Raw genomic sequence first — 27,000 nt, 5'->3', positions numbered from 1 at the left:
CGCCACGCGGGTTCAGACCGATTGCATCATGAAGGCGGGATTGCGCCACGGCGCGTCAGCGCCCGGCTCGGCGCGCGCGGCGCGCTTCTCCCAGGCCTCGACCTGGTTGAGCAGCGCATCGATCGCGGCCAGCAGCGCATCCGCGCCGCATTGCTCGCGCGGCAGGCCCAACTGCAGGTGCATGCGGCCGTCAGGGGCCGCGCACGCCACCACGCCGCCGCCTGCCTGCAGGAAGTTGCCCTGTGCGGCAAGCAGCGCCAGCGCGCCGTCCATCCTGCCCCCGCCGACCGCGCACGACAACAGGATCTGGCCGCGCGCGCCATGCGCCATCAATTGCACCAGATGGCGACCATCGAATGCCAACTGACACAGGCCACCCTCCGCGGGCGCCAGCGCGGGAATGCCCAGCGCCTGGCCGAGTTCGGAAAGCACTTGGGCGAATTGAGGGTCTGACACGGTAACAGGGGGCCACGCGGGCGCGGCCGCTCGAAGCGCAAGATGGATGAGCCGACATTATGGCACCCGCGCCGCGCGAATCCCAGGCCCCGGCACGGAACCGGAAGGCATGGAGCTGTTACTCAGGGGGTGATTCCCACTTCGCGAGCTTCCCATGGCGCACAACTCCCTCTCCGACTTCGCGCGGGCCGCGGCCCAATACGCGCAGGCGCATGTCGATTCCAGCGACACCGAACAGCCCGCGCAATGGGCCGTCCCGCTGGACGACCATCATCAACTCGGCATGACGCGCAACGCGCAAGACGGCAGCGTGGTGCTCACCGCCTGGCGCCACGCCTTCAACGACGCGCCCGGCTTCGATGACCCGCAGGGCGAAGCGCTGCTGCGCCGCAGCTTCGATACGCGCCTGGGCGCCGGCCTGATCGGCGGCATCTCGCCGGAGTTGGGTCCGAGCCTGAGCCTGCCACTATATGCGGCCTGCGACGCCCAGGCGTTGCACGACATCGCCGACGCGCTGCTGCGCGAACTCGACCGCCTGGCCCGTCCCGATCCCGACGCCACCCCGCCCGCGACGCTTCCGCGCGGCCCGCAAGGCGACGCGCGCCAGGCCGAGCGCGACCTGGCGCGGCTGGCGCAGGCCTGCGGACTGGACACGCTGCCCAGCGGCGCGCGCCAGTTCGATCTGCTGTTCGACGACCTGCCCGGCCGCGTCACGCTGCATCCCGACAACCAGCGGCTGCTCACCGACTTCTTCGTGCACGACGCCGCCACGCTGCAGGGCAGCCTGCGCCGCGCCGTCATCAAGGGCGCGCTGCTCATCAACCAGAACGCGTTGCGCGGCCACGCCTACGTGATGGGCCTGGACAGCCGCCAGTTCGTGACCGGCACCGGCCGGATCGCGCTGCACCGGCTCGATGACGACACCTGGCCGCGCTGGCTGCAATACCAGGTGGCGCAAGCGCAGGACACGCGCGCCCTGGTGCGCGACCTGGCGCTGGAAGGCGCGCAGATCTCCTTTGGCATATCGGCCGACGCCATGGGCGCCGCCGCACCGGGAGCACTCGCATGAACGGTATCTCCAGCGCCATCCAGAACAGCGCCGCGGCCTCCGTATGGCAACCGCCGGCACAGGCGCCGACCTCGCTGCTGGGCCAGCTCAAGGGCCTGTTCGTCACGCCCGACACCGACGCCGCCCACGTCGACGCGGCCAAGCGCTCGTTCGAACAGTACTTCATGCAGGAGACTAGCGCGCTCGCCAACATGATGGGCCCCAAGGGCATCGAGAGCTTCGCCGGCGACGTGCAGACGCGCTTCGAGTCCATCGTCCAGCGCTCCTTCGACGCGCTGCCGCGCAGGCAGGACGGCTCGGTCGATGGCAAGGATTTCGCCAGCGCCATGAAATCCGCCGGCAAGTCCGCCGCCATGGCGCTGGACCGGCTCAAGGTGGATGCGGCCCGCTCGGAACTCATGTCCAACCTGCCGCAGGCCGACACCCGCCCGCAGATCATCCCGCGCGGCGACAAGTACGTCGTCATCCGCCCCGCGCCGCAGCTCGAGAACATGGCGCTGCGCGGCGGCGGCGCCAAGGGCATCGGCTACAGCGCCGGCCTGGACCAGATGGAAAAGACCGGCATGCTGGCCGGTCTCAAGCACCTGTCGGGCTCGTCCGCCGGCGCCCTCACCGCCACCTGCCTGGCGGCGGGCCTGAGCGCCGCGCAGTTCGAGCAGGGGCCGGCCGACGCCTTGTTCCGCCCGGGCATGCTCGATGCGCTCAAAGGCGGCGGCGACCTGGCGCGCATCTATCCCGACCTGAAGATGGAAGGCGGCCTCGCGCCCGCCGTCGCTTCCTTGAAGGTGGTCGACCAGACCACCGCGCGCAGCGTGCACGACTACCTGACGACGCACTGGAACACCCATGCGTTCCAGGACAAGCTGGTCGCGCTCGCCGGCCAGGGCCAGCTGAGCGACCGCCAGCTCGAACGCCTCAGCCGCCTGCAGCAGCTCCCGGACTTCGAGCAGGAACACAAGGACAGCATGATCACGTTCGGCGACCTGAAGCTGCTGAACACGCTGGCGCCCGACAAGTTCAAGCAGCTGACGCTCACCGGTTGGAACAAGACCGACCAGGTCGAGGAATACTTCGACGCCGACAGCGCGCCGGACATGCCGATCGCCTATGCCGCGCGCATGTCGATGTCGTTCCCGATCGCGTTCAAGGCGGTGTCGGTGGAGACGGCCGACGGCGGCAAGAAGGTCTACGCCGATGGCGGCATCGGCAGCAACATGCCGTCCGAGGTCTTCACCCATCCGAAGGACGCGCAGGGCGTGCCCACCGCCCTGACCGGCGACGCGCTCGGCCAGACGCAGGCCCGCACCCTGCTGCTGACCTTCGACGAAAACGGCAAGGCCTACCAGATCATGCACGGCGGCCCGCCGCAGGCGCCGACGCCCGGCGTGCTGGGCAAGATCAAATCGTTCTTCGTCAACCTGATCACCAGCCACCCCGACCAGGCCGGCGCCGATTTCGCCGACAAGCAGAAGATCTGGACGGCCGGCCCGAACGCGCTGCCGGTGTTCCACGGCGGCATCAGCACGCTGACCTCGAACATCAGCGACGAGGTCCAGCACCAGGCCCACATGCTGTCGGCCTGGAAGTCGCTGGAGCAGATCGCGGTGCGCACGCATCAGGCCTACTCGATGGAATGCGACAGCCTGGCGGACCTGGCGGGCCTGTTGACCGACGGCGAAAAGCAGGCGCTGCGCACCGGCGCCGCGCCCGATGGCCTGCAACGCCAACTGCTGGCGCTGGTCGACAACGTTCCGCCGCCCGGCCTGGGGCCGATACCGCAACTGGCCTGAACGATGCCGGCCCCGCACGGGGCCAGCCGGGCGATTCAGAGCGGCACCACCGCCCTGGCCTCGCAGACCTTGGCCAGGCGGCGCGGATCGCCATCGAGCTCGCGCCACAGGCGCAGCAGGCGGTCCGCGCCGCTGCTGCGCGCATCCACCGCGTAATGCGCATAATCGAGCCAATGGCGCTCGTGCGGCGCCAGCCCGCCCGCGGCCACCGCCAGCACCTCGCCGGCCAGCGCATGCACCGCGGGATCGTGCAGCGCGTCGCGCATGGCGTCGGCGCGCATGGCCCGCAGCCGCAGCCAGCCCCAAGACCGCAGCAGATCCTCGGCTTGTGGCAGGTTGCGCATCAACCCCAATTGCAACGCGGACGGCGCCATCACCAGCGTCGCCGCGACCTCGCGCCCCGCCTCGCGCAGCAATTGCGCGTCGGCGAAGCCAGCGCCCGGCGCGCGGCCTTCGATGTAGCCGCTGGCACCCAGGCGCGCGTACAGCTCCTCGATGCCGCCCGGCCGCCGCCAGGCTTCACGTAGCGCCTCCAGCGATGGCGGCGTCGCCAGCCGGTAGCGCCAGCGCGCATCGAGGAAATGCGCGAACTGCGAATACTCGAAATGCGCGCCCTGCGGCGCGAGGGTGACTTCCTCGCCGGTGTCCGTGCGCAGGCCCGGCCAGCCCTCCGACGCCAGGAACGCCGACAGGCAGGGCGAACCACGCAGGTACACGCCGGTGGCCGACTTGTAGCCTTCCTCCGTCGCCAGCGGCAGGCAGCGGCTGGCGGTGCCGGGCGCGAACATCCAGCGGAAATAATCGCCCAGGTCGACGAACGGCCGTTCGGGCAGGCGCTGCAGGTGGTGGTCGCCGGCGTAGCGCGAATGGCGGAACATGCGATCCCACACCGTCAGCCGGTTCTCCTTCAGGCCGGTCGCGCGGCCGTTCTCCAGCGGACTATTGGCGAAGATCGCGATGCTGGCCGGCGCCAGCGCCAGCACCACATTGAGCGCGCGCGCCGCCTGGGTCACGTCCACCGACGTGCAGGGGCTGTTCTGGGCTTTCGCATCGATCCCCACGCGATGCAGCCATTCACGATGGCCCACCAGCTCGCGGTAGATCGGCCGAGGCACGTGCACCGTCGCGTACCACGACGGGTCCAGCGTGCAGTCCGGATGTTCCGACGCATTCAGCAGCACCGCGCCTTCCGCTTCCAGCGCGCGGCAGGCGTCCTGCAGCTCCCGCGTGGCGCGCCGCGCCAGCTCGGCCAGCCCGCCGTCGTCCTCGGACACCGGCGCGAACGCGGTCTCGAGCAGATTGAAGCCGTTGTCCAGGCCGCTCTCGCCGGCCGCCACCGACACGCCCACGACGCGCTCGCCGATGCGCGACAGATCCGGCGCCTCGCCGCGCGCCGCCTTGATCGCGGCCAACGTCTCGAAGTAGCCGCCCACCGCATGGCTGGCGCCGGTATCGCGCCGCGCCACCGCCATTTCCATCTCCAGCCCCAGCGTGCGTCCCGCGCGCGGCGTCATCGCGCCCCTCCGGCGGCGCGCGGGCGGGGCCGGATACCCGGAACCCAAGGAATGGCGGCGAGCTTCAAGACTGTCTCCTTGTTCTTCTGGCGCAGGGCGCGCCGCATGCTGAGTAACACCGATGGCGCCGCCGTTCCCCGGCGGCCGCCGAGCTGGCCTCAGGCGGGCTCGGCCATATCGTGGAAGCGCCGCGTCAGGATGTCGACGAAGGCCTCGGTCACCACCGAAGGCGCCGTCTGCGCCGGATAGGCCATGCAGACGCGCACCGGCAGCTTCGGCGTGAACGGCCGTATCGCCAACTGCTGCGCGAAGACATCGGCGATATACGGATTGACGATTCCCAGGCCGGTGCCGGCCGCGGCCAGCGCGCAGATCGTCGATGAATAGGTGGTCTCGATTTCCGACACCGGCTGCACCTGATGCGCCAGCATCGCGCCGCGCAATTGCAGGTAGACGTCGTCGTCGGCGTTCAGCACCAGCAGCCGGCGCTCGTTCAGGTCGGCGATGCCGATGGCCCGCAGCGCCGCCAGCGGATGGTCCGGCCGCATCACGCAGACCGCCGCGCTTTCGTGCAGGCTTTGCAGCGCCAGATGCGCGCCGTCCAGCGGCACGGTCGTCACCACCACATCGTAGGTGCCGTGCAGCAGCCCCTCGCGCAGATACTGGCTGCCCACGGTCTGCATGTTGATGTGCACGTCGGGATAGCGCTGCGCGAATTCCTCGACCGCGCCGGGCAGCATGCCCAGGCCCAGCGCCGGCGTGCAGGCCAGCCGCAACACCCCGCTGCCGCTGCGGCGCATGGCGGCCACGCGGTCCTCGATGCGTTCCAGGCCGACGAAGTGCCGCTTGACCGTATCGAACAGGTCCTTGGCCTCGCGCGTCGGCCGCAGGCGGCCGCGCTCCATGTCGAACAGTTTCAGGCCGCTGGCCTGCTGCGCCTGCGCCAGCAGGCGGCTCACCGACGGTTGCGTGGTGCGCAGCATCTGCGCCGCGCCGGTGGTGGTGCCGGCCAGCATTACCGCGTGGAAGGCTTCGATCTGACGGAAATTCAGCGGTCGGCTCATGGGGTCACAGGGTATAGCAAACTTGCATAGACTATGCCGAAAAAAGAATTTTTTCAAATACTTAGCGACTCCTACACTCGTGGCTCCTCGGGTGCTCCTGCTCCCGCACCCCACCGAAAAACCAACCGCTGTAGGGGAAATACCATGCATTCATGCCGTCTCTGGCGCCGCCGCGTCCTGCAAGCCCTTGGCCTGACCCTGGCGAGCGCGGCCCTGCCGTTGACCGCCCTGGCCCAGGCCAATTATCCGGACCGCCCGTTACGGATCATCGTGCCGTTCACCGCCGGCGGCAGCTCCGACATCCAGGGGCGGCTGCTGGCCAAGTACCTGGGCCAGCTCTACAACCAGCCGGTCGTGGTCGAGAACCGGCCCGGCGCCGGCGGCCACATCGGCGGCAAATTCGTCGCCGAATCCGACCCCGACGGCTACACCCTGCTGCTCGGCTCCATCGGCCTGCACGCCACCTATGGCGTCTACAAGCATCTGAACTACCGCCCGGCCGAGGCCCTCAAGATCATCACCATCGTCGCCGAGATGCCGCACGTGGTCGTCGCCAGCCCGACGCTCCAGGCCAACACCCTGGCCGAACTGACCGCCCAGGCCAAGGCCAGCCCCGACAGCCTGCATTTCGGCTCGGCCGGCGTCGGCTCCTCGGTGCATATGGTAGGCGAACTCTACAAAATGGCCGCGCAGGCCCCGATCGCGCACATTCCCTATCGCGGCAGCTCCGCCGCCATCAACGACCTGATCGGCGGCCAGATCCAGCTACTGTTCGAAAACGTGCCCACCACCATCGGCTACATCCAGACCGGCAAGCTCAAGGCCCTGGCCATCACCGGCGCCAGGCGATCTCCCGCGCTGCCCGACGTGCCCACCGCCGCCGAGGCCGGCCTGCCCGGCCTGACCGTGACCTCCTGGACCACCCTGGCCGCCGGCAGGGACGTGCCGGACGCGCTGATCGACAAGCTCAGCGCCGACCTGCGCCGCGTTTACGCCGACCCCGAGTTCCGCGCCGGCCTCGAGCACCTGGGCATGACGCCGGTGGGCAACAGTCCCGCCGAGGCGCGCGCCTTCGTCGAACGCGAACGCGCCCGCTGGAACAAGGTCATCGAGGCCGAGCACATCAGCGCTGGTTGAACCCATTTTTCATAGACAGACGAACCGCATGACCACTCCCGCCATCGCCTGCCGCCGCCTGGGCGGCCCGCCAGGCCATCACTTCTTCGGCTACTACAACAAGACCGTCTGGGATCGCGGCGGCCGCTATCTGCTGGCCAACCGCGCGCCGGTCAAGGACGCCGTGCTCACGCCCGAGCTGCGCGCCGAGGTCGGCTACTTCGACCTGCACGACGGCGAGCGCTACCACGCCGTCGGCGCCACCACCGCCTGGAACTGGCAGATGGGCTGCCAGCTGCAGTGGCTGGATGGCCAGGCCGAGCCGCAGCTGATCTATAACTGCCGGCGCGACGACGATGGCGGCTTCTATCCCGGATTCCGCTCGGCGGTCCACAACCTCGTCACCGGCCAGACGCGCTACCTGCCGCTGCCGATCTACGTCGCCGCCCCCGACAGCCGCTACGCGCTGTGCGTGGACTACCGCCGGCTCTACATCACGCACCAGACCATCGGCTACAGCGAACACGGGCCCGCGCCGGTGGCCAACGCGCCGGCCGACGACGGCATCCACACGCTCGATCTGGACAGCGGCGCCCACCGCCTGCTGGTCAGCTACGCCGACCTGCGCAACTTCCATCCGCGCGCCTCGATGGAACGCGCCATCCACTGGGTCAGCCACATCGAGGTCAACCCGTCGTCGACGCGCATCCTGTTCCTGCATCGCTGGACCGAGCGCGTCGAGGACGAGACTTGCTTCCTGCACCGCCTCATCACCATGAACCCGGACGGCAGCGACATGCGCCTGCTGGAGTGTTCCGATCATCCGCTGCCGCAGCTGGCCGACGACTTCGACCCGGCCGCCGTCGGCACCTTCGACTACGAGAAATCGGAATACCAGATCTCGCATCCGCTCTGGCGCGACGACCGCTCGATCATCGTCTGGGGACCGCATGCCGGCCGCATCCACTACCACCTGTACGAAGATGCCGACGGCGGCCAGGTGCAAGTGGTGGGCGACGGCGTCCTCACCGAGAACGGCCACATGACGTTTTCACCGGTGGACAGCCGCTGGCTGCTGAGCGACACCTATCCCGATCCGCTCACCCACGAGCGCATCCTGTTCCTCTACGACATGCGCACCGGGCAGCGCCACGACCTCGGCAGCTTCTACGCCGATCCTTCGCTGTCCAAGGAAAACCGCTGTGACCTGCACCCGCGCTGGAGCCGTGACGGCACGCAGGTGTGCGTGGATTCAGTGCACGAAGGCGAACGCCAGATGTACGTGCTGGACGTCGCGCCGATCGTGAAAGCCTGAGCCGGCCGCCGCATGGAAAAGCCCGGGACGGCCGTCGCGCGGCAATGACGCGGCGGTCTCCCGGTCATGCAGACCGCGTCGTGCCGCCCATCGCTCACCCCTCGCGTGCCACCTGGCGCAGCGCCTGCTCGAACACGTCGGCCGGCTGGCCGCCGGACACCAGGTACTTGCCGTTCAGGATCACCGACGGCACCGAAGTGATGCCGCGGTCGCGCCATTCGGCCTCTTCCTTGCGCACCTCTTCGCTGTAGCGGCCCGAGGCCAGCACCGCGCGCGCCTGGGCCGCGTCCAGCCCGGCGTCCGCCGCCGCCTGCACCAGCACCTCGACGTCGCTGGTGTCCTGGTTGTCGTAGTGATAGGTCTCCAGCAGGCGTTTCTTCAGCGCCGTCTGGCTGCCCTGGCCCTCCAGGCCGGCCCAGTGCAGCAGGCGATGGGCATCGAAGGTATTGAACGAACGATTGTCGTCGCCCATGCGCATGCGCATCCCGACCGCCGCGGCGCGCTCGCTGATCACCTTGCGATTGGCCTGCACCTGCTCGCGGCTGTAGCCATACTTGGCCATCAGGCGCTCGATGGTGTTCTGCCCGCCCTTGGGCATGTCGGGATTCAGCTCGAACGGCCGGAAATGCAGCTCGACCTCGGCCTCGTCCTGTACGCGCCCGATGGCGGCCAGCAGGCCGCCCAGGCCCACCGCGCACCAGGGACAAGCTACGTCGGACACGAAATCGATGGTGATCTTGGACATGACTCTCTCCGGGAACAGGCCTCAAGCGTAGACCAACCCGGGGCGCCGCGACCAAGAAACCCTGGGCACGCCAGGGCCGCGCGCCTCAGGCCCCGGCGTCGCACCGCAATTGCCGAATGCCGCGCCCGAGCTTTCTGCGCAACAGAGTGCGCAGAGTCGAAGTATCGGCGTAACCGACCTGCGCCGCCACGGTATCCAGGTCGCAACCATTGGCCACCAGTTGCCGCGCACGCTGTACCCGCAGGTCCTGCACGAACGCCAGGGGCGACTTGCCCAGGACCCTTTCCGTGCGTCGTTGCAGCGTCCTTGGATGCACGCGCAGCGCCTCGGCCGCCTCCTGCAACGCAAACCCCTTGGACAGATTCTCGCGCGCCCAGCGTTCGAAACGCGCCACCAGCGGGTCGGCGTGGGCCAGAAAGTCGGGGATGATGTATCGGGCCTGTGATGAACGGTTGTCGATCAACAGGAATCGCGCCACCCTCTCCGCCAACTGCGGGCTGGCCTGACGCATCAGCCACAGCGCCAGGTCCAGGTGCCCCATGGCCGCGCCCGCGGTCACCACGCCGTCGCCGGCAACAATCATGCGCGTGTCATCGAGGCTGACCGCCGGATAGCGTTCACGGAACAGCGGTGCCAGCGACCACGTCGTGGTGGCCTCGCGCCCGTCCAGCACGCCGCTCTCGGCCACCACGAAGGTTCCTATGCACGCCGCGGCCACCCCGATTCCCTGCCCATGCCAGGCGCGCAACTGCGCCTTGGCGCGCACCACGTCGGGCCGGACCAGTGCGTCCAGCAGCCTGGGCGGCGTCTTGGCATTCAAGGCCGGCACCACCACCCAATCCGGCCGCGCCACTTCGCCGGCCGGTCGCACCGCCATGGAAAGGCCCAGCGCGGTGCGGATACGCCGGCCCACGCCTGCCACCGTCACATCGAACGGCGCGGGCGCGTCCGACTGCATCGACGCCAGTTCGTTGGCGGTGTCGAAAACGTCCAGCAGCGCCGTCAGGCCGGTATCGAAAGCGCCATCCAAGGCGAACAGACAGATACGCATGTCGTAAATAGCCCGAATATTGTCATTTACGACTATAGATCCCGACCCTTTCCGCTGTCTAGAATTCCCGCTGAATCAACGGCTTCGGCCTGGTTTCCCAGCCGGGCCACGCTTATCCCGGCGCCTCAGCAAGCGAGACCCTCACCATGGAACATCCCGATCCCACTCAGCTCGACAATCCGGCCTGGTTCGCGTTGGCCGGCCGCCAGGCGCACCTGCGCCAGGGCGATGGCTTGGCCGCGCGCTACTTGCCCGACGTCGCCCCGTTTGCCGCCGTGCGCAACACCACGCGCGAGGCCTTCGATGCCCTGCGGCGGCTCGTCGCGCCGGACACCCCCGCGTTGCTGCAAACCCTGTACGTACCGCCCCCGCTCGACAGCCTGCGTTCGGAACCGCTGTTCTCTTTCTTCCAGATGGTCGACCATGGCCAGACTCCGATCGCGGCGGACGAGCCGGACTTCCTGACGCTGGGCGCCAGCGACGCCGCCGACATGATGGCGTTGGCGGCCGCCACGCGGCCGGGCCCGTTCGGGCCACGCACCATCGAAACAGGTCAATACCTCGGTGTACGGCGCCACGGCCGGCTGGTCGCCATGGCCGGCGAACGCATGCGGCTGGACGGCTTCGCGGAGATCAGCGCCGTGTGCGTCGATGCAAGCTGCCGCGGCCAGGGCCTCGCCGGCCGCCTGATGAACCGGTTGCGGCGCGACATCCGCCGGCGTGGCGAAACGCCGTTCCTGCACGTACGCGACAACAACGCGGCGGCCCTCGCGCTCTACCAGCGCCTCGGCTTTCGCACCCGGCAGACGTTCCAGCTTCACCGCATCACGACTCCCGACGCGCACGAATCCGCCAGTCTGTGAGGAGGCCCGTGGCGTCAGGCAAAGGCGCCGGCCCGACGCCACCGACGGGCCGGCCTGCGCGCTATCGCGCCGTGTCCCCGTCGAACAGGATGCGCTCGATCGCCCGCACCCGGTCGCGGCGGCGCCTGACCGCGCGCACCGGCCTGCCGAACGCGCGCTTGCGCTGCCGCGTTTCCCGGCTGGCCTGCAAATGCTCGATGAACACCTCGTCGCACGGCCCGTTGTCGGTCTTGTCGAAGATCCAGCAATAGGCGACGGGCAGCCGCGCCTGCCGGTAGCGCGGCGCGGCGGACGCGGCATCGCTGGCAAGCAGGCGCTCCAGCACCAACTGGTCCCACTCGTCGGGATTCTCCGCGCAGGCCTGGGCCCAGGCCTGCAACAGCTCGGCGGCGGCCGGCGTATGGTTGAGGAACAACGTGCCGCTCAGCAAGTGCCCGTCGGGCTCGTGGTACGCAGCGATATCGCAATCCAACGCAGCCAGCGCCGGCCACGGATCGCGATGAAACACCGCATCCACGTCGACGTACAACAGCGGCCCGGTGTGCTTCTTGCGCATGGCGACCAGCACCGATGGCTTCATGGATGCGTTGCGCACCCAGGAACCCGTGGATGCGATCGGCTCGGCGTCAACGGCCAGTCCCAGCCTCTGCGCCGAGCGCAGCATGCGGTTCTTTTCCGTCTCGTAAATGCTGTCGCGGGTGAAAAACGCCACCACCATGCCCGTGGCCGTGCCTCGCTGCCGGCCAGGCCCGACCTTGTCGGGTCCCGGAAAGTCCAGAACCATCCGCGCCTGCTCGATGGACCAGCCGAACCACTTGCGTCGAAACCAATCGAACATGATGCGCCACGCTTTTCAAGATCAAGTGAAGCGGGCGTACCGGCAACGTCATGTCGACAGCGCGGCGGCAGGCTCGCACAGCGCTTTTCCCGCCCTAGCGCGACGCACGATGGTGCGGGGCGCGACCCAGGCGCGGGATCGAAGCGCAGGCGGAGTTTATGAATGGACGCGATACGCGTCGACGCTATTGCAATCAGTCGAAATCCAAATCGCCGCGCTGAAACATTCTTCGCGCGGCTTCCCTCTGAAACGCCTTTCCAGGCCCAACAGAACTTTCAGCCGGCTTTCTGGAATACCGCTCGCGCCGCGGGTGGCGGGACGCACGCGAGCGCGACCCGTTCAAGCGCAACATGCTGGCGGTGGCCTGCCTGGCCGGCGACCTATTCTGTTGTCGGCCGGGTCAGGCGTACTGCGCGAGGCCGCCTCCCAGCGACCAGTTTTCCTTCAGGACCTCGACGAGATTCACGAACACATCCTCGGGGCGCAGGCCGGGATTCTCGCCAAGCAATTGCGCAATCCGCCGGAACAGCGCCTTCTTCTGTTCCAACGTGCGCGTATTGTTCGCGGTGATCTGGATGAACACGAGATCGTCGCTGCGAGCGATATCCAGATAGGTCGCGCCGTAGCGGAAGTTGGCGGCCTCATGCTCGGTCATGACCATGAACTGGTCATCTTCGGGCACGTTGAACGTTTCGCGCAGCGCGCGGTAAACGCCGTCGAAGATGGCCTGACGGTAAGCCTCCGTCTTTCCGGAGCGCAACGAGATTTGAGCGAACGGCATGGGAAGTTCCTCCTTTGTAGTCCCGTCGCCTATTATCTATTCTGATAACTTATCCATTCTTATTTCAACGATAAAGCTTTGAAATGACAAAGCGTGCCCTTGACCTGGAAGCCGTCAGAGCCTTCATCCGCATCGCGGAGCTGGGCAGCTTCACCCGCGCCGCCGAAGCGTCACGAACCACGCAGGCCGCGGTCAGCCTGAAGCTGAAACGGCTGGAAGAAAGGCTGGGCTTCAAGCTTGTCGAACGAACGCCGCGCTACGTGGAGCTTTCGGCCCAGGGCGCGACCTTTCTTGAACATGCGCGCAAGCTGATCGAGGCCCATGACCGGGCGGTCGCGGTCGTCGGCGGAACGCGGCAGCGCCTTGCCATCGGCATCAGCGACCACGTCGCGGGTCCGGAACTGCCCGCGCTGATCGCGCGCATGAATGCCCAGGATCCTCACCTGCTGATCGAAATCCGGATCGGATCGTCGGCGGAACTGCTTCAACGTTTCGACCGCCGCGAACTCGATACAGTGATCGTGCGCTTCCAGGCGGGGCGCGGCGACGGGGAAATCCTGGCCGAAGAAAAATTCGGCTGGTTCGCGATGCCCGGCTGGCAGCATCGCGCGGGCGAGCCGCTGCCGCTGGCGACGATGGCGGAACCCTGCGGCGTGCGCGCCCTGGCCGGACAACTGCTCGATGAGGCCGGCGTCCCCTGGACCGAGGTGTTCGTGGGTGGCGGCGTGATGGCGGTCGCCGCCGCCGTCATGGCCGGGCTGGGGGTCGCCGCGCTTGCCCCGCGCATGGTGCCGTTCGGCGCGGTGGATGTCGGCCCCAGGCTGGGGCTGCCAGACCTGCCGCGGCTGCCCATCCTTCTGCATACCCGGGTCCGGGACAGCCGCGCGCGGGATGCGCTGGCCGCGCTCTCGGCGGCCTTTCGCGGCGTGGTGCGAAGCTAGGATCTGCAAGCGATGCCACGGCCCCCAGCACGCCCGAGAGAAGTGAATGCCGCTGCCGGCGACCCTCCGGACAACAAAAAACCCGCAGAACCAATGTTCATGCGGGTTTTCGGGGCAAAGCGCTGACGGGCTGCCTCGGGGCGACTCTTGCGAAATTCTTGGCGGACAGAGGGGGATTCGAACCCCCGATACGCTTTTGACGTATACACGCTTTCCAGGCGTGCGCCTTCAACCACTCGGCCACCTGTCCTGATCCGGTACGCATTGCTGAAAATGCGAATCCGCGATTCTAGCAGATCGGCAAGAAAGCTGCAGCGGCGCAGCGGCCCCAGAAAAAGGGGACGCGATTGCGTCCCCTTTTTGCCACGGGCGCCCGTGCGCACCCGGTGGCGACTGTCCCGGACGCAGTTGTCCGGGGCAGCCCATGGCCGCTCAAACGTTGGGCGGATCCTGCTCGCGGTATGAACTGACGGTGCCGTCGGGTTCGGTCTCCTCCAGCCGCACCCGGAAGCCCCACAGCCGCGCCAGGTGCTTCATCACCTGCTCCGCGTCCTCGGCCGCCAGCGGCCGGCCGCGGCTCTTCAGGTGCCGCAGCACCAGCGAACGGTCGGTGTCGCGGTTGAAGCGGACTACCTGGATGTCCGGCACCAGATTGTCGCGGTTGTGCTGCGCGGCCAGCAGGCGGCGGATGTCGCGGTAACCCTCGTCGTCGTGGATCGCGGCGACCTCCAGCTTGGGATTGGCCTGGTGGTCCGAGATCGCGAAGAAGCGGAACTCGCGGATCAGGCGCGGCGACAGGTACTGCGAGATGAAGGACTCGTCCTTGAAGTTGCGCATGGCGAAGTCCAGCGTCTTCAGCCAATCGCCTCCCGCGATGTCCGGGAACCAGCGGCGATCCTCGTCGGTGGGCTTTTCGCAGATGCGGCGGATATCCGACATCATCGCGAAGCCCAGCGCGTAAGGGTTGATGCCGCCGTAGCCGCGTTCGTCGAAGCCGCGCTGGCTGACCACGTTGGTGTGGCTCTGCAGGAACTCCATCATGAAGCCGTCGTTGACCAGTCCCTTCTCGTGCAGCCGGTTCAGGATGGTGTAGTGCCAGAACGTGGCCCAGCCTTCGTTCATCACCTTGGTCTGGGTCTGCGGATAGAAGTACTGCGCCACCTTGCGCACAATGCGCACCAGTTCCTTCTGCCACGGCGCCAGCTTGGGCGAATACTTCTCGATGAAGTACAGCAGGTTCTCTTCCGGCTCGGGCGGGAACACCGACGCGGCGACCCGCTCGTCCTTGTCGGCCTCCAGCCGCGGCAGCGTGCGCCACAGGTCGTTGTATTGCAGCCGCGCGTGCTCCTGGCGCTCGGCCTGGCGCGCGGCCTCTTCCTTGTACGAGATCGGCGTCGGCCGCTTGTAGCGGTCCACGCCATGGTGCGACAGCGCGTGGCAGGAATCCAGCAGCGCCTCCACCGCGTCGATGCCGTAGCGGTCCTCGCAGTCCATCACGTACTTGCGGGCGAACACCAGGTAGTCCAGCACGCCGTCGGCGTCGGTCCACTGGCGGAACAGGTAATTGCCCTTGAAGAACGAGTTATGGCCGTAGCAGGCGTGCGCGATCACCAGCGCCTGCATCGTCATGGAGTTCTCTTCCATGAGATACGCGATGCAGGGGTTGGAGTTGATCACGATCTCATAGGCCAGGCCCTGCATGCCGCGCCGGTAGTACTGCTCGTTGCGGATGAACTCCTTGCCGTACGACCAGTGCGGATAGCCGATGGGCAGGCCCGCCGACGCGTACGCGTCCAGCATCTGCTCCGAGGTGATGACCTCGATCTGGTTCGGATAGGTGTCCAGCCCGTACTCGCGCGCGACCTGCGAGATCGCGTCGTCATAGGACTGGATCAGTTCGAACGTCCATTCGGAACCTTGCGACAACGGCCGGGGGCTGTCGGCCGATTCCGGCTCCACCAGTGCGCCCAGGATGGCATTCATGCGGTTTCCTTCTTGAACAGGTCATGGAACACGGGATAGATTTCCCCGCGATCGCAAATCCGCCGCATCACGAAATGCGGCGCCAGCTTCTGTTCATATTCCGCCCACAGGCTGCTCTTGCGCGCCTCCTGCGAGTCGGGAACCTCGATATAGGCAAAGTAGCGCGTGGCCGGCAGCAGGTGCTCGGCCAAAAAGCGCGCGCTCTTGCCCGCGTCGGCGCCGAACGAGTCGCCGTCGCTGGCCTGTGCCGCATACACGTTCCAGGCCGAGGGCGGATAGCGCTTCTCGACGATCTCGCGCATCAGCTCCAGCGCCGACAGCACGATGGTGCCGCCGCTCTTGGGATCGTAGAAGAAGGTCTGCTCGTCCACTTCCTCGGCATTGTCGGTATGGCGGATGAAGACCAGGTCGACATGCTCATACTTGCGCGACAGGAACAGGTACAGCAGCGTGAAGAAGCGCTTGGCCAGGTCCTTCTTGCCCTCGTCCATCGAGCCGGACACATCCATCAGGCAGAACATGACCGCGCGCGCCATCGGGATCGCGACCGACACGCGGTTGCGGTAGCGCAGGTCCAGGTCGTCCAGGAACGGCACGCGCGCCAGGCGCTCGCGGCAGTCCTCGACGTCCTGCTCCAGGGCCTTGATCTGGTCGGCGGGCGCGCCCGCCGCCTTGGCCTTGGCCAGGCGTTCTTCCGCGTCTTCCAGGTCGGCGCGCGCCTTCACGCTCAGCGCCACCCGCCGCGCCAGCGACGACTTCAGCGTGCGGCTGATGCTGAGCATGCTGGGCGAGCCGGTGGTGGTATAGCCGGCGCGTTGCCATTTCTTCTGGCTGACCTCGCCCAATTGGGTGCGCGCCAGGTGAGGCAGTTCCAGGTCTTCGAAGAACAGGTTGAGGAATTCGGCCCGCGACAGGCTGAAGGTGAACTGATCGACCGCCTCGCCCTCGCCGGGCTCGGACCCGCCTTGGCCTTCTCCTCCCTGAGGCCGGTCGAACGTGTCGCCCTTGGCGAACTCGCGATTGCCCGGATGCACCATTTCCCGGTCGCCGCCCGCGCCGTGCCGGAAGGTCGGCTCGGAAATATCGCGGGCGGGCAGGTTGATCTCGCCGCCCTGATCCATGTCCTGGATCGAGCGGTCGCGGATCATCCCGTGGACCGCCTTGCGGATCTGGTCCTTGTAACGCCGCAGAAAGCGCTCCCGGTTAACGGCGCTCTTGTTGCGCCCGTTAAGACGGCGATCGATCAGTGAATTCATGATTCACCTCGCTCAGGAAGACTTCCTCACACGGAGATACCACTCGCACAGCAGCCTGACCTGCTTTTCCGTGTAGCCCTTCTCCACCATCCGATCCACGAAGCTCTGGTGCTTGGACTTGTCCTCGGCCGACGCCTTGGCGTTGAACGAGATCACCGGCAGCAGGTCTTCCGTGTTCGAGAACATCTTCTTCTCGATCACTTCGCGCAGCTTTTCATAGCTGGTCCAGGTCGGGTTGCGGCCGTTGTTGTTGGCGCGCGCCCGCAGCACGAAGTTCACGATCTCGTTGCGGAAGTCCTTCGGATTGGCGATGCCGGCCGGCTTCTCGATCTTCTCCAGTTCGTCGTTCAGGGCGCTGCGGTCGAAGCTCTCGCCGGTTTCCGGGTCGCGGAATTCCTCGTCCTGGATCCAGCAGTCGGCGAACGTGACGTAGCGGTCGAAGATGTTCTGGCCATACTCCGAGTACGACTCGAGGTACGCCGTCTGGATCTCCTTGCCGATGAACTCGGCATAGCGCGGCGCCAGGAAGCCCTTGATGAACTCCAGGTAGCGCCGGCGGATTTCCTCCGGATAGTCTTCGCGCCCGATGCGCTGCTCCAGCACGTACATCAGGTGCACCGGATTGGCCGCCACCTCGGTCTGGTCGTAGTTGAAGACGCTGGACAGGATCTTGTACGCGAAGCGCGTCGAGACCCCGTTCATGCCCTCGTCGGTGCCGGCGTAGTCCTTGTACTCCTGCAACGCCTTGGCCTTCGGATCGACGTCCTTCAGGCTTTCGCCGTCATAGACGCGCAGCTTCGAGTAGATGCTGGAATTCTCCGGCTCCTTCAGCCGGGTCAGCACCGAGAACTGCGCCATCATGTCCAGCGTCCCCGGCGCGCACGGCGCCGTCGACAGCGAGCTGTGATGCAGCAGCTTCTCGTAGATGCGGACTTCTTCCGACACCTGCAGGCAGTAAGGCACCTTGACGATATAGATACGGTCGAGGAAAGCCTCGTTGTGCTTGTTGTTGCGGAAGGTCTGCCATTCCGACTCGTTCGAGTGCGCCAGGATGCAACCGTTGAACGGGATCGCCGAGAAACCCTCGGTGCCCTTGAAGTTGCCTTCCTGGGTCGCCGTCAAGAGCGGATGCAGCATCTTGATCGGCGCCTTGAACATTTCCACGAACTCGAGCAGCCCCTGGTTGGCCAGGCACAGGCCGCCGGAATAGCTGTAGGCGTCCGGGTCATCCTGCGAATGGCGATCGAGCTTGCGGATGTCGACCTTGCCGACCAGCGACGAGATGTCCTGGTTGTTCTCGTCGCCCGGTTCGGTCTTGGCGATCGCCACCTGGCGCAGCACCGACGGGTTCAGGCGCACCACGCGGAACTGCGAGATGTCGCCGTCGAACTCCTTCAGGCGCTTGACCGCCCACGGCGACATGATGCCCGTGAGGTAGCGGCGCGGAATGCCGTATTCCTTTTCGAGCGTGTCGCCGAAGCGTTCCGGATGGAACAGGCCCAGCGGCGACTCGTTCACCGGCGAGCCCTTGAGCGCGTAGATGGGGAAGCGCTCCATCAGCACCTTGAGGCGCTCGGCGATGGACGACTTGCCGCCGCCGACGGGCCCCAGCAGATAGAGGATTTGCTTGCGCTCTTCCAGTCCCTGCGCGGCGTGCTTGAAGAACGCCACGATCTGCCCGATGACGTCCTCCATGCCGTAGAACTCCTGGAACGCTGGATAGCGCCGGATGGTCCGGTTGGAAAACAAACGGGAAAGACGTGGGTCGTTGCGCGTATCCACGATTTCAGGTTCGCCAATCGCGGCCAGCATGCGCTCGGCCGGGCTGGCGTATGCCATCGGGTCGCGTCGGGCGAGATCCAGATACTCCTCGAGAGAGAGTTCTGATTCCTGTTCTCTTGCATACTGCGACTTGAAGCCTTCGACGATGTTTTGCACGGAAACCTCCTACAACACGCGAAAAAGCCATGACGTCCCTACGTGTCCCCATTGTGTGCCTCAGTGCTTCGGCGTGACTAGTCAATCTCGCTATTAGCAATTTCGGCACGGTCGTATGTTGCTTTCGCCACACATCGACCATGAGCACGATCGGGCCCCTTCCGTTTAGGCTGCACCCTTGAGACACAAGTTCCGTCAGGGATTGCAACCAACGTGAATAAGTTCACTCGTTCGCCTTCAGCATATCGCTGTAGAACGGGCGCATGACGCAGCCACGTACGAAATGGTCAGCAATGATTTGAAGGGATGAGATATCCCGGTGGATTCTTATGATCCGGCACACAAGGCCGGTGCGTCCGCTATGCGATGGCAGCGAACGGTCTGAACGGCGCAAGGCGACTGCGTTCAGCGACGTATCGGTCCGGTTTGTGAAAAGCGCCGGTACGCGACACTGGAATCCGTGGTGACGAGGGCGCGTGGCGGGTTATGGAGCAAGCCATGCGCGCGTAGCGCCAAGTCATGACCTAGCTTAAGCCGAATTGACGGTTTTGTGGCAATTCATTTGTGCTCACGCGGTAAAAAAAAGCTGTGGGATGCTTCGAGACAGACACGCAAGAATCGCTCCCAAACTTGCTGCCATCCCGCCACGAACCGCGCGGGCAAACGCTATGCGGCCGATGGTCCGCGGCTATCACGCGGTGGGTTGGCAGCCAGGCATCGAGAGTGCTAATACCCCTAGCGGCGTCAAGGATAGAATCACGCATCCGCGAAACCGCGCACGACACTGCCTTAAAGCGCTTTCTATCCCATCATGCCGCCCCGCCCGCGCCCCCTCATGCAAGGGCTCCGCATCGTCCGCGCGCCGATGCGCTGGCGGCGTCTGGCGGCTGTGTGCGGCGTGCTATTGCTGGCCGCGTGTGAACGCGCCGTCCCACCCCTGCCCAACGACGCCTATGTCTGGCAACGGCAATGGACGCCGGCGCTGGTCAGCGCGCTGGCCGAGGGCGCGGATGCCGTGCGGTCATGGCGAGTGCTGGCGGCCGAACTGCGCGCCGACGGCGCCTGGTTCGACGCGGCGCCCGATCTGGCCGCGCTGGCCGCGTCACAACGACCCGTGGTGCTGGTGTTGCGGCTGGATGGCCGCGTCAACGACTTGCCCGCCGCCGACATCGCCGATCGCGCCGCCGCCGCGCTGGCGGCATGGGGCCGGGCCGGCGTCACGCTGGCTGGCCTGGAAATCGATTACGACTGCGCCACGTCGAAGCTGCCGGACTATGCCGCCTTGATGGCGAAGCTCAAGACCCGCCTCGGCGCCAGCCTGCCGTTATCGATCACCGCCCTGCCGACCTGGCTTGACAGTCCCGCGCTGCCCGCATTGCTGGCGGTGCCGGACGAAACCGTGCTGCAGGTCCACGCCGTGCAGAACCCAACGCAAGGCCTGTTCGACGCCAGGCGAGCCCGCGCCTGGCTCGATGCCTACGCCCGCCATGCCGACAAACCCTGGCGCGTGGCGCTGCCTTCCTATGGCAGCCGCGTCGCCTGGGACGAACGTGGCAGGATCGCCACGGTCGAAAGCGAACGCCCGGCGTTGATGCCGGGCGGCCGTTCGGCCGAACTGCTGGTCACGCCCGACGCGATGGCGGCCTTCGTCGCGACGCTCGACCGCGATCGCCCGGCGGGACTGAGCGGCATCGTCTGGTTCCGCCTGCCGACCCAGGCCGACACGCGAGCCTGGAGCCTGCCGACCTGGCGCGCCGTGCTGGCGCGCCAGCCGCTGACGCCGCAGCTCGAAGTGACCGCCGCCGCGCCCGGCGCCGGCGGCGCGCGCGACGTGCGCCTGGCCAACCGCGGCAACGCCGACACCGCGCTCCCGTTTACCGTGCGGCTCGACGCCACTTGCAACGCCGCCGACGGCATCAACGGCTACACCCTTGAATACGACCGCGAGGGCAGCTATCTTCGCCGCGCGCAGGACGGACTGCTGCGCGCCGGCGCCGAACGCGCCATTGGATGGATCCGCTGTGACTCCGCAACCCCGAGCTTCCATGTACAACCGTAAATCGCTTGCCGCCGCGCTGCTGCTGGCCTGCGCCGCCGGCGCCGGCATCGTCATCGCCTGCGGCCCGGACTTCCCGCCACAATTGCTGGACGACCGCGCCGGCACGCTGCAGGGCACGCCCGCCAACTCGTTCGCGTACGAGGCGGCGCGGCTGCTGCCGGCCACGGACACACTGCGGGCCAACGAATCACCCTTGCTGCCCGACGGCAGCTACCGCTCCAACGCCATTCCTGAAGCGTTCGACACGGCGTTGACGCCAGCGCAACGGGAACAGGCGCGGGCGATGCGCGCCCGTCCCGACGGCGACCAGGCCTATGCCGCCGGCGCAGGCCTGCCGGAAGCCGCGCGGCTCTACGCCGCCGCCGCGGTGGACTACCGCAGCGCCGCCCAGGCGCCGGACGAACCGCGCCTGGAACGCGCGCGCCAGCGCCTGCTGGCCATCCTGGCGCTGCCAGCGGAGCAGGCCGCGACCCGCAGCGTCTGGGCGGCCTATCTGCTGGCCGAAATCGGGGACATCGGAACCACGCCGGAGACGGATCACCCGGCGCAAGCCTATGCCCGGGTGCGCGAACTGGCGCGGCAAGGCGCGCCCGACCCCCTGGGCCTGGCCGTCGCCAGCTACGGCCAGGAAGCGCGCCTGTCATTGTCCGGCAGCCTCGGCCAATGCGCCTACGAAGACCTGTTCAACGCCTCGCCCTGCATGGATGCGATCGCGCCGCGCGACTTGCAGCAGGCCGTGCGCCTGTATGCCGCCCAGGCCGCGCGCGGTTCAGTCAGCGGCCGCGAATCGTTGCGCCTGATGGCCGACTGGGCGCTGGCCGCGCCGACGCGCGCCATCCGCCTGATCGAGGACCCGGTCGGCCAGCGCCTGCTGGTGGCGTACGGTCTGGCCCGACTGGGCGACATCGTCGACGGCAAACCCGACAGCGCGCGCGACCCCTTCGCCAACTTCGAGGCGACCGGCCGCCTGAGCCTGGCCGACGCCGCCGACGGCACGCCCAACGTCACGCCCAACCCCGCGCTGCAATCGCTGGTGGCCGCGCTGCAGACACAGGACCCGCGACGGATCGACAACGCCGACCGGGTCGCGGCGCTGGCCTACCGCGTCGGCCGCTACGACCTGGCGCAAGCCCTGGCCTCCCGGCTCGACACGGCGCTGGCCTGGTGGGTGCGCGCCAAGCTGGCGATCCGGCGCGGCGACAACGAACTGGCCGCCCAGGCCTACGCCCGCGCGGTCGACGCATTTCCGCGCGGCGACGGCAGCGTCGAGGCGGAGGCCGGCGCCCTGCTCAAAGGCGAACAGGGCGTGCTGTCGCTGTCGCGCGGCCAATACGTCGAAGCCCTGGACCAGTTGTACCGGGCCGCGGTGGCAGGCGATGGCGCCCCGCCGCCGGAAGAGGGCTGGCCGCTCTCGCCCTATTGGAACGACGCGGCCTACGTGGCCGAACGCGTGCTGACGACCGATGAGCTCAAGGCCTATGTCGACCGGCTGCCGCCGCCCCCGCCCGCGCCATCGCGGCCGCCGGGCTTCAGCCGCTACACGACCGACCAGTTCTACGAATGGAGCCGGCTGAACCAGCCGCCCGTGCACGACCGCCTGCGCCAGTTGCTGGCACGGCGGCTGGTGCGCGAAAACCGGGTGGCCGAGGCCCTGCCCTACTTCCCCGCGGACTCCGATCCCCGCTTCGCCACGCTCGACTATGCCGATGGCAACTGGACGATCCGGGAATCCGATGTCCGCCAGCGCGCCGCGCAATACGGCGAAGCGCTGCGGGCCGCGGGCAACGCCTGGGGCCGCACCTCCCGCGCCGAGGCCTGGTACACCGCCGCCACCCTGGCGCGCCGCGACGGCATGCGCATCATGGGCTACGAACAGGGCCCCGACTACGCCGTCTATGCAGGCAACTATTCCGCCGGCGCCGGCCGCGACGCCACCCCCTGGTGGCGCGAGCCCCGCGCCGATACCGATGTGCCGATGGAAACGCCGCGGCAGCGTGCCGAGGCGGATCTGCCGGGCCCCTACGTGACGCAGGAGGAACGCGCACGCTACGCGGCCAGCGAGGCGCGGCCCAACGTGCGCTATCACTACCGCCAGATCGCCGCCGACTACGCGATGAAGGCCGCCGACGAACTGCCCACGCGCTCGCAGGCCTTCGCGGCCACGCTTTGCCGAGGCGCCCGCTACGTGATCGATGACACGCCGGAGCGTGCCACCGCCATCTACCTGCGCTATGTGGACCAGGGCGCCCAGGTGCCCTTCAGCGACACCTTCGGCCGCGAATGCCCCGAACCGGACTTCCACTCGGCCTCGCGCTTTCACTACATCCAGGCCTGGAAGGCCTGGGAACGTGTCCGCAAGCAGCATCCGGGCCTCCTGATCGCGGGCGGCCTGCTGGCGCTGGCGGCGCTCGGCGCCGGGCTGTGGGCCTGGCGCAATGGCACCCCGACGGGCGGCGACAGGCGGCGCCAGAACGGCCTTTGAATATCGACGCGCCCCAGGGCTACCCGGCGGCGGGCAGTTCGACCCTTCGCAGCAGACCGCGCCAATGCTCGGGTACCCGCGCCCGCACACGCAGATCGGCCGCCACCCGCTCCGCCTCGATGAATTCGTAGCGCGGGGCGGCGTCCAACCTTTCCAGCATGGGCAGCTTGACCACGCCGGCGGCGTCGCCCAGCAGCATCGGCGCCATATAGATAAGCAGCTCATCGACGCAGCCGGCCGCGACCAGCGCGCCGCTCAGGCCGGCGCCGGCTTCGACGTGGACTTCGTTGAACTGCTGCGCGGCCAGCCAGCGCATCATCGCCGGCAGGTCGACCCGGTCGGGCGTCTCGTCGGGCAGCGCCACCACCCGCACGTTGCGGGCCTCCAGCCGCGCCTGCTTGGCGGCGTCGGCGCGGGCCGTGAACACGATGACCTCGCCGCCGTCGAACAGCCGCGCGTCCTCGGGAATCTCGAAACGGCCGTCGACCACCGCCCGGCGCGGCTGGCGCGGCGTCTGGACGCTGCGCACGGTCAGTTGCGGATCATCCTTGAGCACGGTGCCGATGCCGGTCAGCACCACGCAACTACGGGCGCGCCAGTGATGGCCGTCGGCGCGCGCCTCGGGCCCGGTGATCCATTGCGACAGGCCGTTGTGCAACGCGCTGCGGCCGTCCAGCGACGTCGCCATCTTGAGCCAGGTCCAGGGCAACCCGCGGCTCATGCGCGAGATGAAACCGGCATTCAGGGCCAGCGCCTCTTCGCGGCAAATGCCGGTGGTGACGGCGATGCCGGCCTCGCGCAGCCGCGCCAGCCCCTTGCCGTTGACCAGCGGATTGGGATCGCCGATCGCCACCACCACGCGCGCCGGCGCAGCCGCCAGCAGCGCGTCGACGCACGGCGGCGTGCGGCCGAAATGGCTGCACGGCTCCAGCGTGACATAGACGGTGGCCCCCGCCACCGATTCGCCGCGCGCCTGGGCATCGCGCAGGGCGCAGACTTCCGCGTGCGGGCCGCCGGGCGGCTGGGTCGCGCCTTCGCCCAGCACCCGGCCGTCACGCACGATGACGCAGCCCACCCGAGGGTTGGGCGCGGTCGAGTACATGACGGTCTGCGCCAGGGCCAGGGCGCGCCGCATCCAGGACAGGTCGTCGGATTCGCTGGGGTTCTTCATCATGCAGCGATTGTATGTCCGCGGCGGATCGCCGGCACGCCACGCCCGCCGTCCTGGGCCGGCGCGCTATGATGATTCAAGCGACCCGAAAGCCATGTCCGTTTTGGGCCGATGCTGGTCTCGGGACGGCCTCGCCCGGGAGCCGGGGCAGGACCACAATACGCCACGTACCTCCCGAAATCCCACGGCACGGAGCCCGCCGCCATGAAACAAGCATTGATCGTCATCGACGTCCAGGATTCCTTCCGCCAGCGTCCGTTTTGGGACGAATCGGAATACCCGGCATTCGTCTCGCAACTGCAGGGCCTGATCGATGCCGCCCGCGCCCGCGACATCCCGGTGCTGCAGGTGTTCCATATCAGCGCCGCCAACGACCCGGCCAACCCGTTCTCGCTGGCTTCCGGCCACGTCAAGACGCTCAAGGAACTGCGCATCGCCCCCGACGCCGTGTTCCACAAGACCGTGCATTCCTCGCTCTACGCCAAGGACGCCGACGGCGCCACGCTGCGGGACTGGCTGCGCAAGCACGCCATCCAAGGCGTCATCGTCAGCGGCATCCGCACCGAACAGTGCTGCGAGACCACCACGCGCCACGCCAGCGATGACGGCTTCAAGGTGGTGTTCCCGACCGACGCCACGCTGACCTTCGCGATGCAGAGTCCGTCGGGCAAGCACTACACGCCGGCCGAGATCCGCGACGCCACCGAACTGGTGCTGCACGGCCGCTTCGCCCGCATCGCCCGCGCCGCCGACGTCTTCGCCGACGCGCAATAGGACGGCATGGCCATGATTCCCGTGCACTTCGTCCTGCCCCGGGGAATCGTGCTGCTCGACGTGGCCGGGCCGGCCGAGGCGTTCCGGGTCGCCAACAAGCTGTGCCCGGACGCCTTCGCCCAGCATTTCTGCGGCCCGTCCACCGAAGTCGAAAGCGGCATTCCCGGCCTGCACCTGGCCCGGATCCAGCCGCTGCCCGAGAAACTGCCGCCCGAGGCGCTGGTGATCGTGTCCGGCGTGGTCGGCAAGCACATCCGCCTGGATGAGCCCGAGGCCCGTCTGATCATCGACTGGCTGGCGCAGCGCCATCCGGCCGACGGCTTCACGCTGATGACGGTCTGCGCCGGCGCCCTGTTCGCCGCGGCGGCCGGCCTGACGCGTCAACGCGAATGCACTACCCACCATAGCTGCCTGGCGCAACTGGCCGACCTGGATCCCAGCGCCCGGGTGCACGACAACCGCATCTTCGTGGAGGACGGCAACCTGGTCAGCAGCGCCGGCATCACCGCCGGCATCGACCTGGCGCTGCACATGGTGTCGCGCCATTGCGGCCCGCGCGTGGCCAGCGAAGTGGCGCGCGACATGGTGGTGTACCAGCGCCGCGCCGGCACCGACTCGGCGCTGTCGCCCTGGCTTGAACACCGCAACCACATGCATCCGGGCGTGCACCGCGTGCAGGACGCGGTGGTGCGCAACCCGGCGGCGCCGTGGTCGGCGCAGTCGCTGGCCGAACAGGCCCACACCAGCCCGCGCCACCTGACGCGGCTGTTCCGCGAGCACGCAGGCTGCACGCCCATGGACTACCTGTATCAGATACGCGTGGCGCTGGCGCGCGACATGCTGCGCGAAACGCGCTTGAATCTGGAGCTGGTGGCGGAGAAATCGGGCTTCGGCTCGGCCCAGCACCTGCGCCGCGTGTGGCGCCGGTTCCAGCCGCAGACGCCCAGCATGGCGCGGACGGTGGCGCCATAGCGCGCGCCGGGCGGCAGGGCGCCGGTAGCGCCACGGCGGCCGCCTACGGGTCTGGCCGCCTACGGGTCAGGCCGCGTCGGGGTCGGCTGCGTCAGGTCGGCTGCGTCAGGTCGGCTGCGTCAGGCCGGGCCGCGTCAGGCCGGGCCGCGACAAGCCGGGCTGCGACAGGCCGACCCGCGCGACGGCGTCATTCCTTGCGCAGCTTGCCGGGCAGCACCGGCCCCTGCATCTCGCGGATCGCCTCGACGAACTCGCCGATGTCCTCGAAGCTCTTGTAGACCGAGGCGAAGCGCACGTAGGCTACCTTGTCGAGCTTGCGCAGTTCGTTCATGACCAGCTCGCCGATGTGCCCGGAGGCCACTTCGCGCAGGCCGCTGGCCAGCAGTTGTTCCTCGATGCGGGCCACTGCCGCGTCCACGTCCTCGGTGCTGACCGGGCGCTTGCGCAGCGCCAGGCTAAGGCTGGCGCGCAGCTTGGCGGGATCGTAGTCGCTGCGGCTGCCATTGCGCTTGACCACGGAAGGCAGCGCCAGCTCCACCCGCTCATAAGTGGTGAAGCGCTTGTCACAGGACTGGCAACGGCGCCGGCGGCGGATCGCGTCGCCCTCTTCCGAGACACGGCTGTCGACGACCTGCGTTTCGGAGTTGCCGCAAAATGGACACCGCATGTGTGATCCCTGAAAACACGGAAAGCAATAATTCGCCGATATTGTAACGATGCGACAGTCTGTCCGCGTCGACTATGACAAATTCGTCCCTATTATTTTTGCCACGATGACCGCCGGCGCGCAAGCGCCATTGGCCTGAAAACAAAAGGACGGCC

At 67.7% G+C, this 27,000-nt stretch carries 22 protein-coding genes and 1 tRNA gene; 10 read left to right on the top strand and 13 right to left on the bottom strand.

The genetic code is table 11. The features are described from left to right. Positions 1 to 12 precede the first annotated feature (12 nt). Positions 13 to 432 (bottom strand): CesT family type III secretion system chaperone, encoded by a 420-nt coding sequence (locus tag HV783_RS13165; RefSeq protein ID WP_054503453.1) that lies wholly within the window; start codon positions 430 to 432, stop codon positions 13 to 15. 178 nt (positions 433 to 610) lie between these two features. Here HV783_RS13165 and HV783_RS13160 point away from each other — a divergent pair, with 178 nt between their 5' ends. Together HV783_RS13160 and HV783_RS13155 are read left to right on the top strand one after the other, a co-directional pair. Beyond that, positions 611 to 1,525, top strand: coding sequence for a hypothetical protein (locus HV783_RS13160; RefSeq protein WP_064526220.1), 915 nt, complete (start codon positions 611 to 613; stop codon positions 1,523 to 1,525). Continuing rightward, positions 1,522 to 3,315, top strand: a complete 1,794-nt coding sequence (locus tag HV783_RS13155) for a patatin-like phospholipase family protein (protein ID WP_175189279.1) — start codon at positions 1,522 to 1,524, stop codon at positions 3,313 to 3,315. Before HV783_RS13160 ends, HV783_RS13155 begins: the two co-directional genes overlap by 4 nt. Positions 3,316 to 3,350: 35 nt before the next feature. On the opposite strand, the gene HV783_RS13150 is transcribed toward HV783_RS13155, so the two are convergent. Further along, positions 3,351 to 4,829 (bottom strand): glutamate-cysteine ligase family protein, encoded by a 1,479-nt coding sequence (locus HV783_RS13150; RefSeq protein WP_175189278.1) that lies wholly within the window; start codon positions 4,827 to 4,829, stop codon positions 3,351 to 3,353. 158 nt (positions 4,830 to 4,987) lie between these two features. After that, positions 4,988 to 5,893, bottom strand: a complete 906-nt coding sequence (locus HV783_RS13145) for a LysR substrate-binding domain-containing protein (protein ID WP_064526226.1) — start codon at positions 5,891 to 5,893, stop codon at positions 4,988 to 4,990. A gap of 144 nt (positions 5,894 to 6,037) precedes the next feature. On the opposite strand from HV783_RS13145, the gene HV783_RS13140 reads away from it, so the two are divergent. Together HV783_RS13140 and HV783_RS13135 are read left to right on the top strand one after the other, a co-directional pair. Beyond that, positions 6,038 to 7,030 (top strand): Bug family tripartite tricarboxylate transporter substrate binding protein, encoded by a 993-nt coding sequence (locus HV783_RS13140; RefSeq protein WP_175189277.1) that lies wholly within the window; start codon positions 6,038 to 6,040, stop codon positions 7,028 to 7,030. A 28-nt stretch (positions 7,031 to 7,058) separates the two neighbouring features. Continuing rightward, the gene (locus HV783_RS13135; RefSeq protein ID WP_175189276.1) at positions 7,059 to 8,324 is read left to right on the top strand and encodes a hypothetical protein; all 1,266 of its coding nucleotides are present in this window, start codon (positions 7,059 to 7,061) and stop codon (positions 8,322 to 8,324) included. A 94-nt stretch (positions 8,325 to 8,418) separates the two neighbouring features. On the opposite strand, the gene HV783_RS13130 is transcribed toward HV783_RS13135, so the two are convergent. Then, positions 8,419 to 9,069, bottom strand: coding sequence for a DsbA family oxidoreductase (locus tag HV783_RS13130; protein WP_175189275.1), 651 nt, complete (start codon positions 9,067 to 9,069; stop codon positions 8,419 to 8,421). Positions 9,070 to 9,154: 85 nt separating this feature from the next. Further along, complete coding sequence (locus HV783_RS13125; RefSeq protein WP_054503445.1) at positions 9,155 to 10,120, bottom strand: GlxA family transcriptional regulator; 966 nt, start codon at positions 10,118 to 10,120, stop codon at positions 9,155 to 9,157. 146 nt (positions 10,121 to 10,266) lie between these two features. Here HV783_RS13125 and HV783_RS13120 point away from each other — a divergent pair, with 146 nt between their 5' ends. Beyond that, on the top strand, positions 10,267 to 10,983 hold the full coding sequence (locus tag HV783_RS13120; RefSeq protein ID WP_054503444.1) for a GNAT family N-acetyltransferase: 717 nt from the start codon (positions 10,267 to 10,269) through the stop codon (positions 10,981 to 10,983). A 61-nt stretch (positions 10,984 to 11,044) separates the two neighbouring features. On the opposite strand, the gene HV783_RS13115 is transcribed toward HV783_RS13120, so the two are convergent. Together HV783_RS13115 and HV783_RS13110 are read right to left on the bottom strand one after the other, a co-directional pair. Then, positions 11,045 to 11,821, bottom strand: a complete 777-nt coding sequence (locus HV783_RS13115; RefSeq protein ID WP_254603896.1) for a putative nucleotide-diphospho-sugar transferase — start codon at positions 11,819 to 11,821, stop codon at positions 11,045 to 11,047. Between the two features lie 400 nt (positions 11,822 to 12,221). Beyond that, positions 12,222 to 12,602, bottom strand: coding sequence for a tautomerase family protein (locus tag HV783_RS13110; protein ID WP_054503443.1), 381 nt, complete (start codon positions 12,600 to 12,602; stop codon positions 12,222 to 12,224). Positions 12,603 to 12,685: 83 nt separating this feature from the next. On the opposite strand from HV783_RS13110, the gene HV783_RS13105 reads away from it, so the two are divergent. Next, the gene (locus HV783_RS13105) at positions 12,686 to 13,543 is read left to right on the top strand and encodes a LysR family transcriptional regulator (protein ID WP_064526236.1); all 858 of its coding nucleotides are present in this window, start codon (positions 12,686 to 12,688) and stop codon (positions 13,541 to 13,543) included. A 159-nt stretch (positions 13,544 to 13,702) separates the two neighbouring features. Here HV783_RS13105 and HV783_RS13100 read toward each other — a convergent pair. The 4 genes from HV783_RS13100 to HV783_RS13085 all read right to left on the bottom strand — a co-directional run bounded on the left by HV783_RS13100 (position 13,703) and on the right by HV783_RS13085 (position 18,711). Then, positions 13,703 to 13,793 (bottom strand) — tRNA-Ser (locus tag HV783_RS13100). A gap of 182 nt (positions 13,794 to 13,975) precedes the next feature. Next, positions 13,976 to 15,526, bottom strand: coding sequence for a SpoVR family protein (locus HV783_RS13095; RefSeq protein WP_064526240.1), 1,551 nt, complete (start codon positions 15,524 to 15,526; stop codon positions 13,976 to 13,978). Then, on the bottom strand, positions 15,523 to 16,782 hold the full coding sequence (locus HV783_RS13090) for a YeaH/YhbH family protein (protein ID WP_054503441.1): 1,260 nt from the start codon (positions 16,780 to 16,782) through the stop codon (positions 15,523 to 15,525). Before HV783_RS13090 ends, HV783_RS13095 begins: the two co-directional genes overlap by 4 nt. 12 nt (positions 16,783 to 16,794) lie before the next feature. Further along, complete coding sequence (locus HV783_RS13085) at positions 16,795 to 18,711, bottom strand: PrkA family serine protein kinase (protein ID WP_372415586.1); 1,917 nt, start codon at positions 18,709 to 18,711, stop codon at positions 16,795 to 16,797. An 844-nt stretch (positions 18,712 to 19,555) separates the two neighbouring features. On the opposite strand from HV783_RS13085, the gene HV783_RS13080 reads away from it, so the two are divergent. Next, the gene (locus tag HV783_RS13080) at positions 19,556 to 20,779 is read left to right on the top strand and encodes a DUF3142 domain-containing protein (RefSeq protein ID WP_254603895.1); all 1,224 of its coding nucleotides are present in this window, start codon (positions 19,556 to 19,558) and stop codon (positions 20,777 to 20,779) included. Continuing rightward, positions 20,766 to 23,261 (top strand): hypothetical protein, encoded by a 2,496-nt coding sequence (locus tag HV783_RS13075; protein ID WP_175189274.1) that lies wholly within the window; start codon positions 20,766 to 20,768, stop codon positions 23,259 to 23,261. Before HV783_RS13080 ends, HV783_RS13075 begins: the two co-directional genes overlap by 14 nt. A 19-nt stretch (positions 23,262 to 23,280) precedes the next feature. Here HV783_RS13075 and ribD read toward each other — a convergent pair whose 3' ends face one another. After that, positions 23,281 to 24,396, bottom strand: coding sequence for a bifunctional diaminohydroxyphosphoribosylaminopyrimidine deaminase/5-amino-6-(5-phosphoribosylamino)uracil reductase RibD (ribD, locus tag HV783_RS13070; protein ID WP_144657092.1), 1,116 nt, complete (start codon positions 24,394 to 24,396; stop codon positions 23,281 to 23,283). A gap of 240 nt (positions 24,397 to 24,636) precedes the next feature. Here ribD and HV783_RS13065 point away from each other — a divergent pair, with 240 nt between their 5' ends. Both HV783_RS13065 and HV783_RS13060 read left to right on the top strand, forming a co-directional pair. Then, a complete protein-coding gene (locus tag HV783_RS13065; RefSeq protein ID WP_175189273.1) occupies positions 24,637 to 25,206 on the top strand; it encodes a cysteine hydrolase family protein in 570 nt (189 codons plus the stop codon). 12 nt (positions 25,207 to 25,218) lie between these two features. Next, on the top strand, positions 25,219 to 26,178 hold the full coding sequence (locus tag HV783_RS13060; protein ID WP_116791547.1) for a GlxA family transcriptional regulator: 960 nt from the start codon (positions 25,219 to 25,221) through the stop codon (positions 26,176 to 26,178). A 187-nt stretch (positions 26,179 to 26,365) separates the two neighbouring features. On the opposite strand, the gene nrdR is transcribed toward HV783_RS13060, so the two are convergent. After that, positions 26,366 to 26,845 carry a transcriptional regulator NrdR gene (gene nrdR, locus HV783_RS13055; protein WP_006392798.1) on the bottom strand — a complete coding sequence of 160 codons (480 nt, stop codon included), beginning with the start codon at positions 26,843 to 26,845 and terminating at the stop codon, positions 26,366 to 26,368. Between the last annotated feature and the right edge of the window lie 155 nt (positions 26,846 to 27,000).

The sequence above is a fragment of the Achromobacter dolens genome (assembly GCF_902859745.1).
Taxonomy (GTDB): domain Bacteria; phylum Pseudomonadota; class Gammaproteobacteria; order Burkholderiales; family Burkholderiaceae_B; genus Achromobacter; species Achromobacter dolens.
This window is presented reverse-complemented; position numbering and strand designations above follow the sequence as displayed.

Coding starts and splice junctions, on each gene's coding strand:
- HV783_RS13160 (WP_064526220.1), top strand. CDS start 611: ATGGCGCACAACTCCCTCTCCGACTTCGCGCGGGCCGCGGCCCAATAC.
- HV783_RS13155 (WP_175189279.1), top strand. CDS start 1,522: ATGAACGGTATCTCCAGCGCCATCCAGAACAGCGCCGCGGCCTCCGTA.
- HV783_RS13150 (WP_175189278.1), bottom strand. CDS start 4,829: ATGACGCCGCGCGCGGGACGCACGCTGGGGCTGGAGATGGAAATGGCG.
- HV783_RS13145 (WP_064526226.1), bottom strand. CDS start 5,893: ATGAGCCGACCGCTGAATTTCCGTCAGATCGAAGCCTTCCACGCGGTA.
- HV783_RS13140 (WP_175189277.1), top strand. CDS start 6,038: ATGCATTCATGCCGTCTCTGGCGCCGCCGCGTCCTGCAAGCCCTTGGC.
- HV783_RS13135 (WP_175189276.1), top strand. CDS start 7,059: ATGACCACTCCCGCCATCGCCTGCCGCCGCCTGGGCGGCCCGCCAGGC.
- HV783_RS13130 (WP_175189275.1), bottom strand. CDS start 9,069: ATGTCCAAGATCACCATCGATTTCGTGTCCGACGTAGCTTGTCCCTGG.
- HV783_RS13125 (WP_054503445.1), bottom strand. CDS start 10,120: ATGCGTATCTGTCTGTTCGCCTTGGATGGCGCTTTCGATACCGGCCTG.
- HV783_RS13120 (WP_054503444.1), top strand. CDS start 10,267: ATGGAACATCCCGATCCCACTCAGCTCGACAATCCGGCCTGGTTCGCG.
- HV783_RS13115 (WP_254603896.1), bottom strand. CDS start 11,821: ATGTTCGATTGGTTTCGACGCAAGTGGTTCGGCTGGTCCATCGAGCAG.
- HV783_RS13110 (WP_054503443.1), bottom strand. CDS start 12,602: ATGCCGTTCGCTCAAATCTCGTTGCGCTCCGGAAAGACGGAGGCTTAC.
- HV783_RS13105 (WP_064526236.1), top strand. CDS start 12,686: ATGACAAAGCGTGCCCTTGACCTGGAAGCCGTCAGAGCCTTCATCCGC.
- HV783_RS13095 (WP_064526240.1), bottom strand. CDS start 15,526: ATGAATGCCATCCTGGGCGCACTGGTGGAGCCGGAATCGGCCGACAGC.
- HV783_RS13090 (WP_054503441.1), bottom strand. CDS start 16,782: ATGAATTCACTGATCGATCGCCGTCTTAACGGGCGCAACAAGAGCGCC.
- HV783_RS13080 (WP_254603895.1), top strand. CDS start 19,556: ATGCAAGGGCTCCGCATCGTCCGCGCGCCGATGCGCTGGCGGCGTCTG.
- HV783_RS13075 (WP_175189274.1), top strand. CDS start 20,766: ATGTACAACCGTAAATCGCTTGCCGCCGCGCTGCTGCTGGCCTGCGCC.
- ribD (WP_144657092.1), bottom strand. CDS start 24,396: ATGCGGCGCGCCCTGGCCCTGGCGCAGACCGTCATGTACTCGACCGCG.
- HV783_RS13065 (WP_175189273.1), top strand. CDS start 24,637: ATGAAACAAGCATTGATCGTCATCGACGTCCAGGATTCCTTCCGCCAG.
- HV783_RS13060 (WP_116791547.1), top strand. CDS start 25,219: ATGATTCCCGTGCACTTCGTCCTGCCCCGGGGAATCGTGCTGCTCGAC.
- nrdR (WP_006392798.1), bottom strand. CDS start 26,845: ATGCGGTGTCCATTTTGCGGCAACTCCGAAACGCAGGTCGTCGACAGC.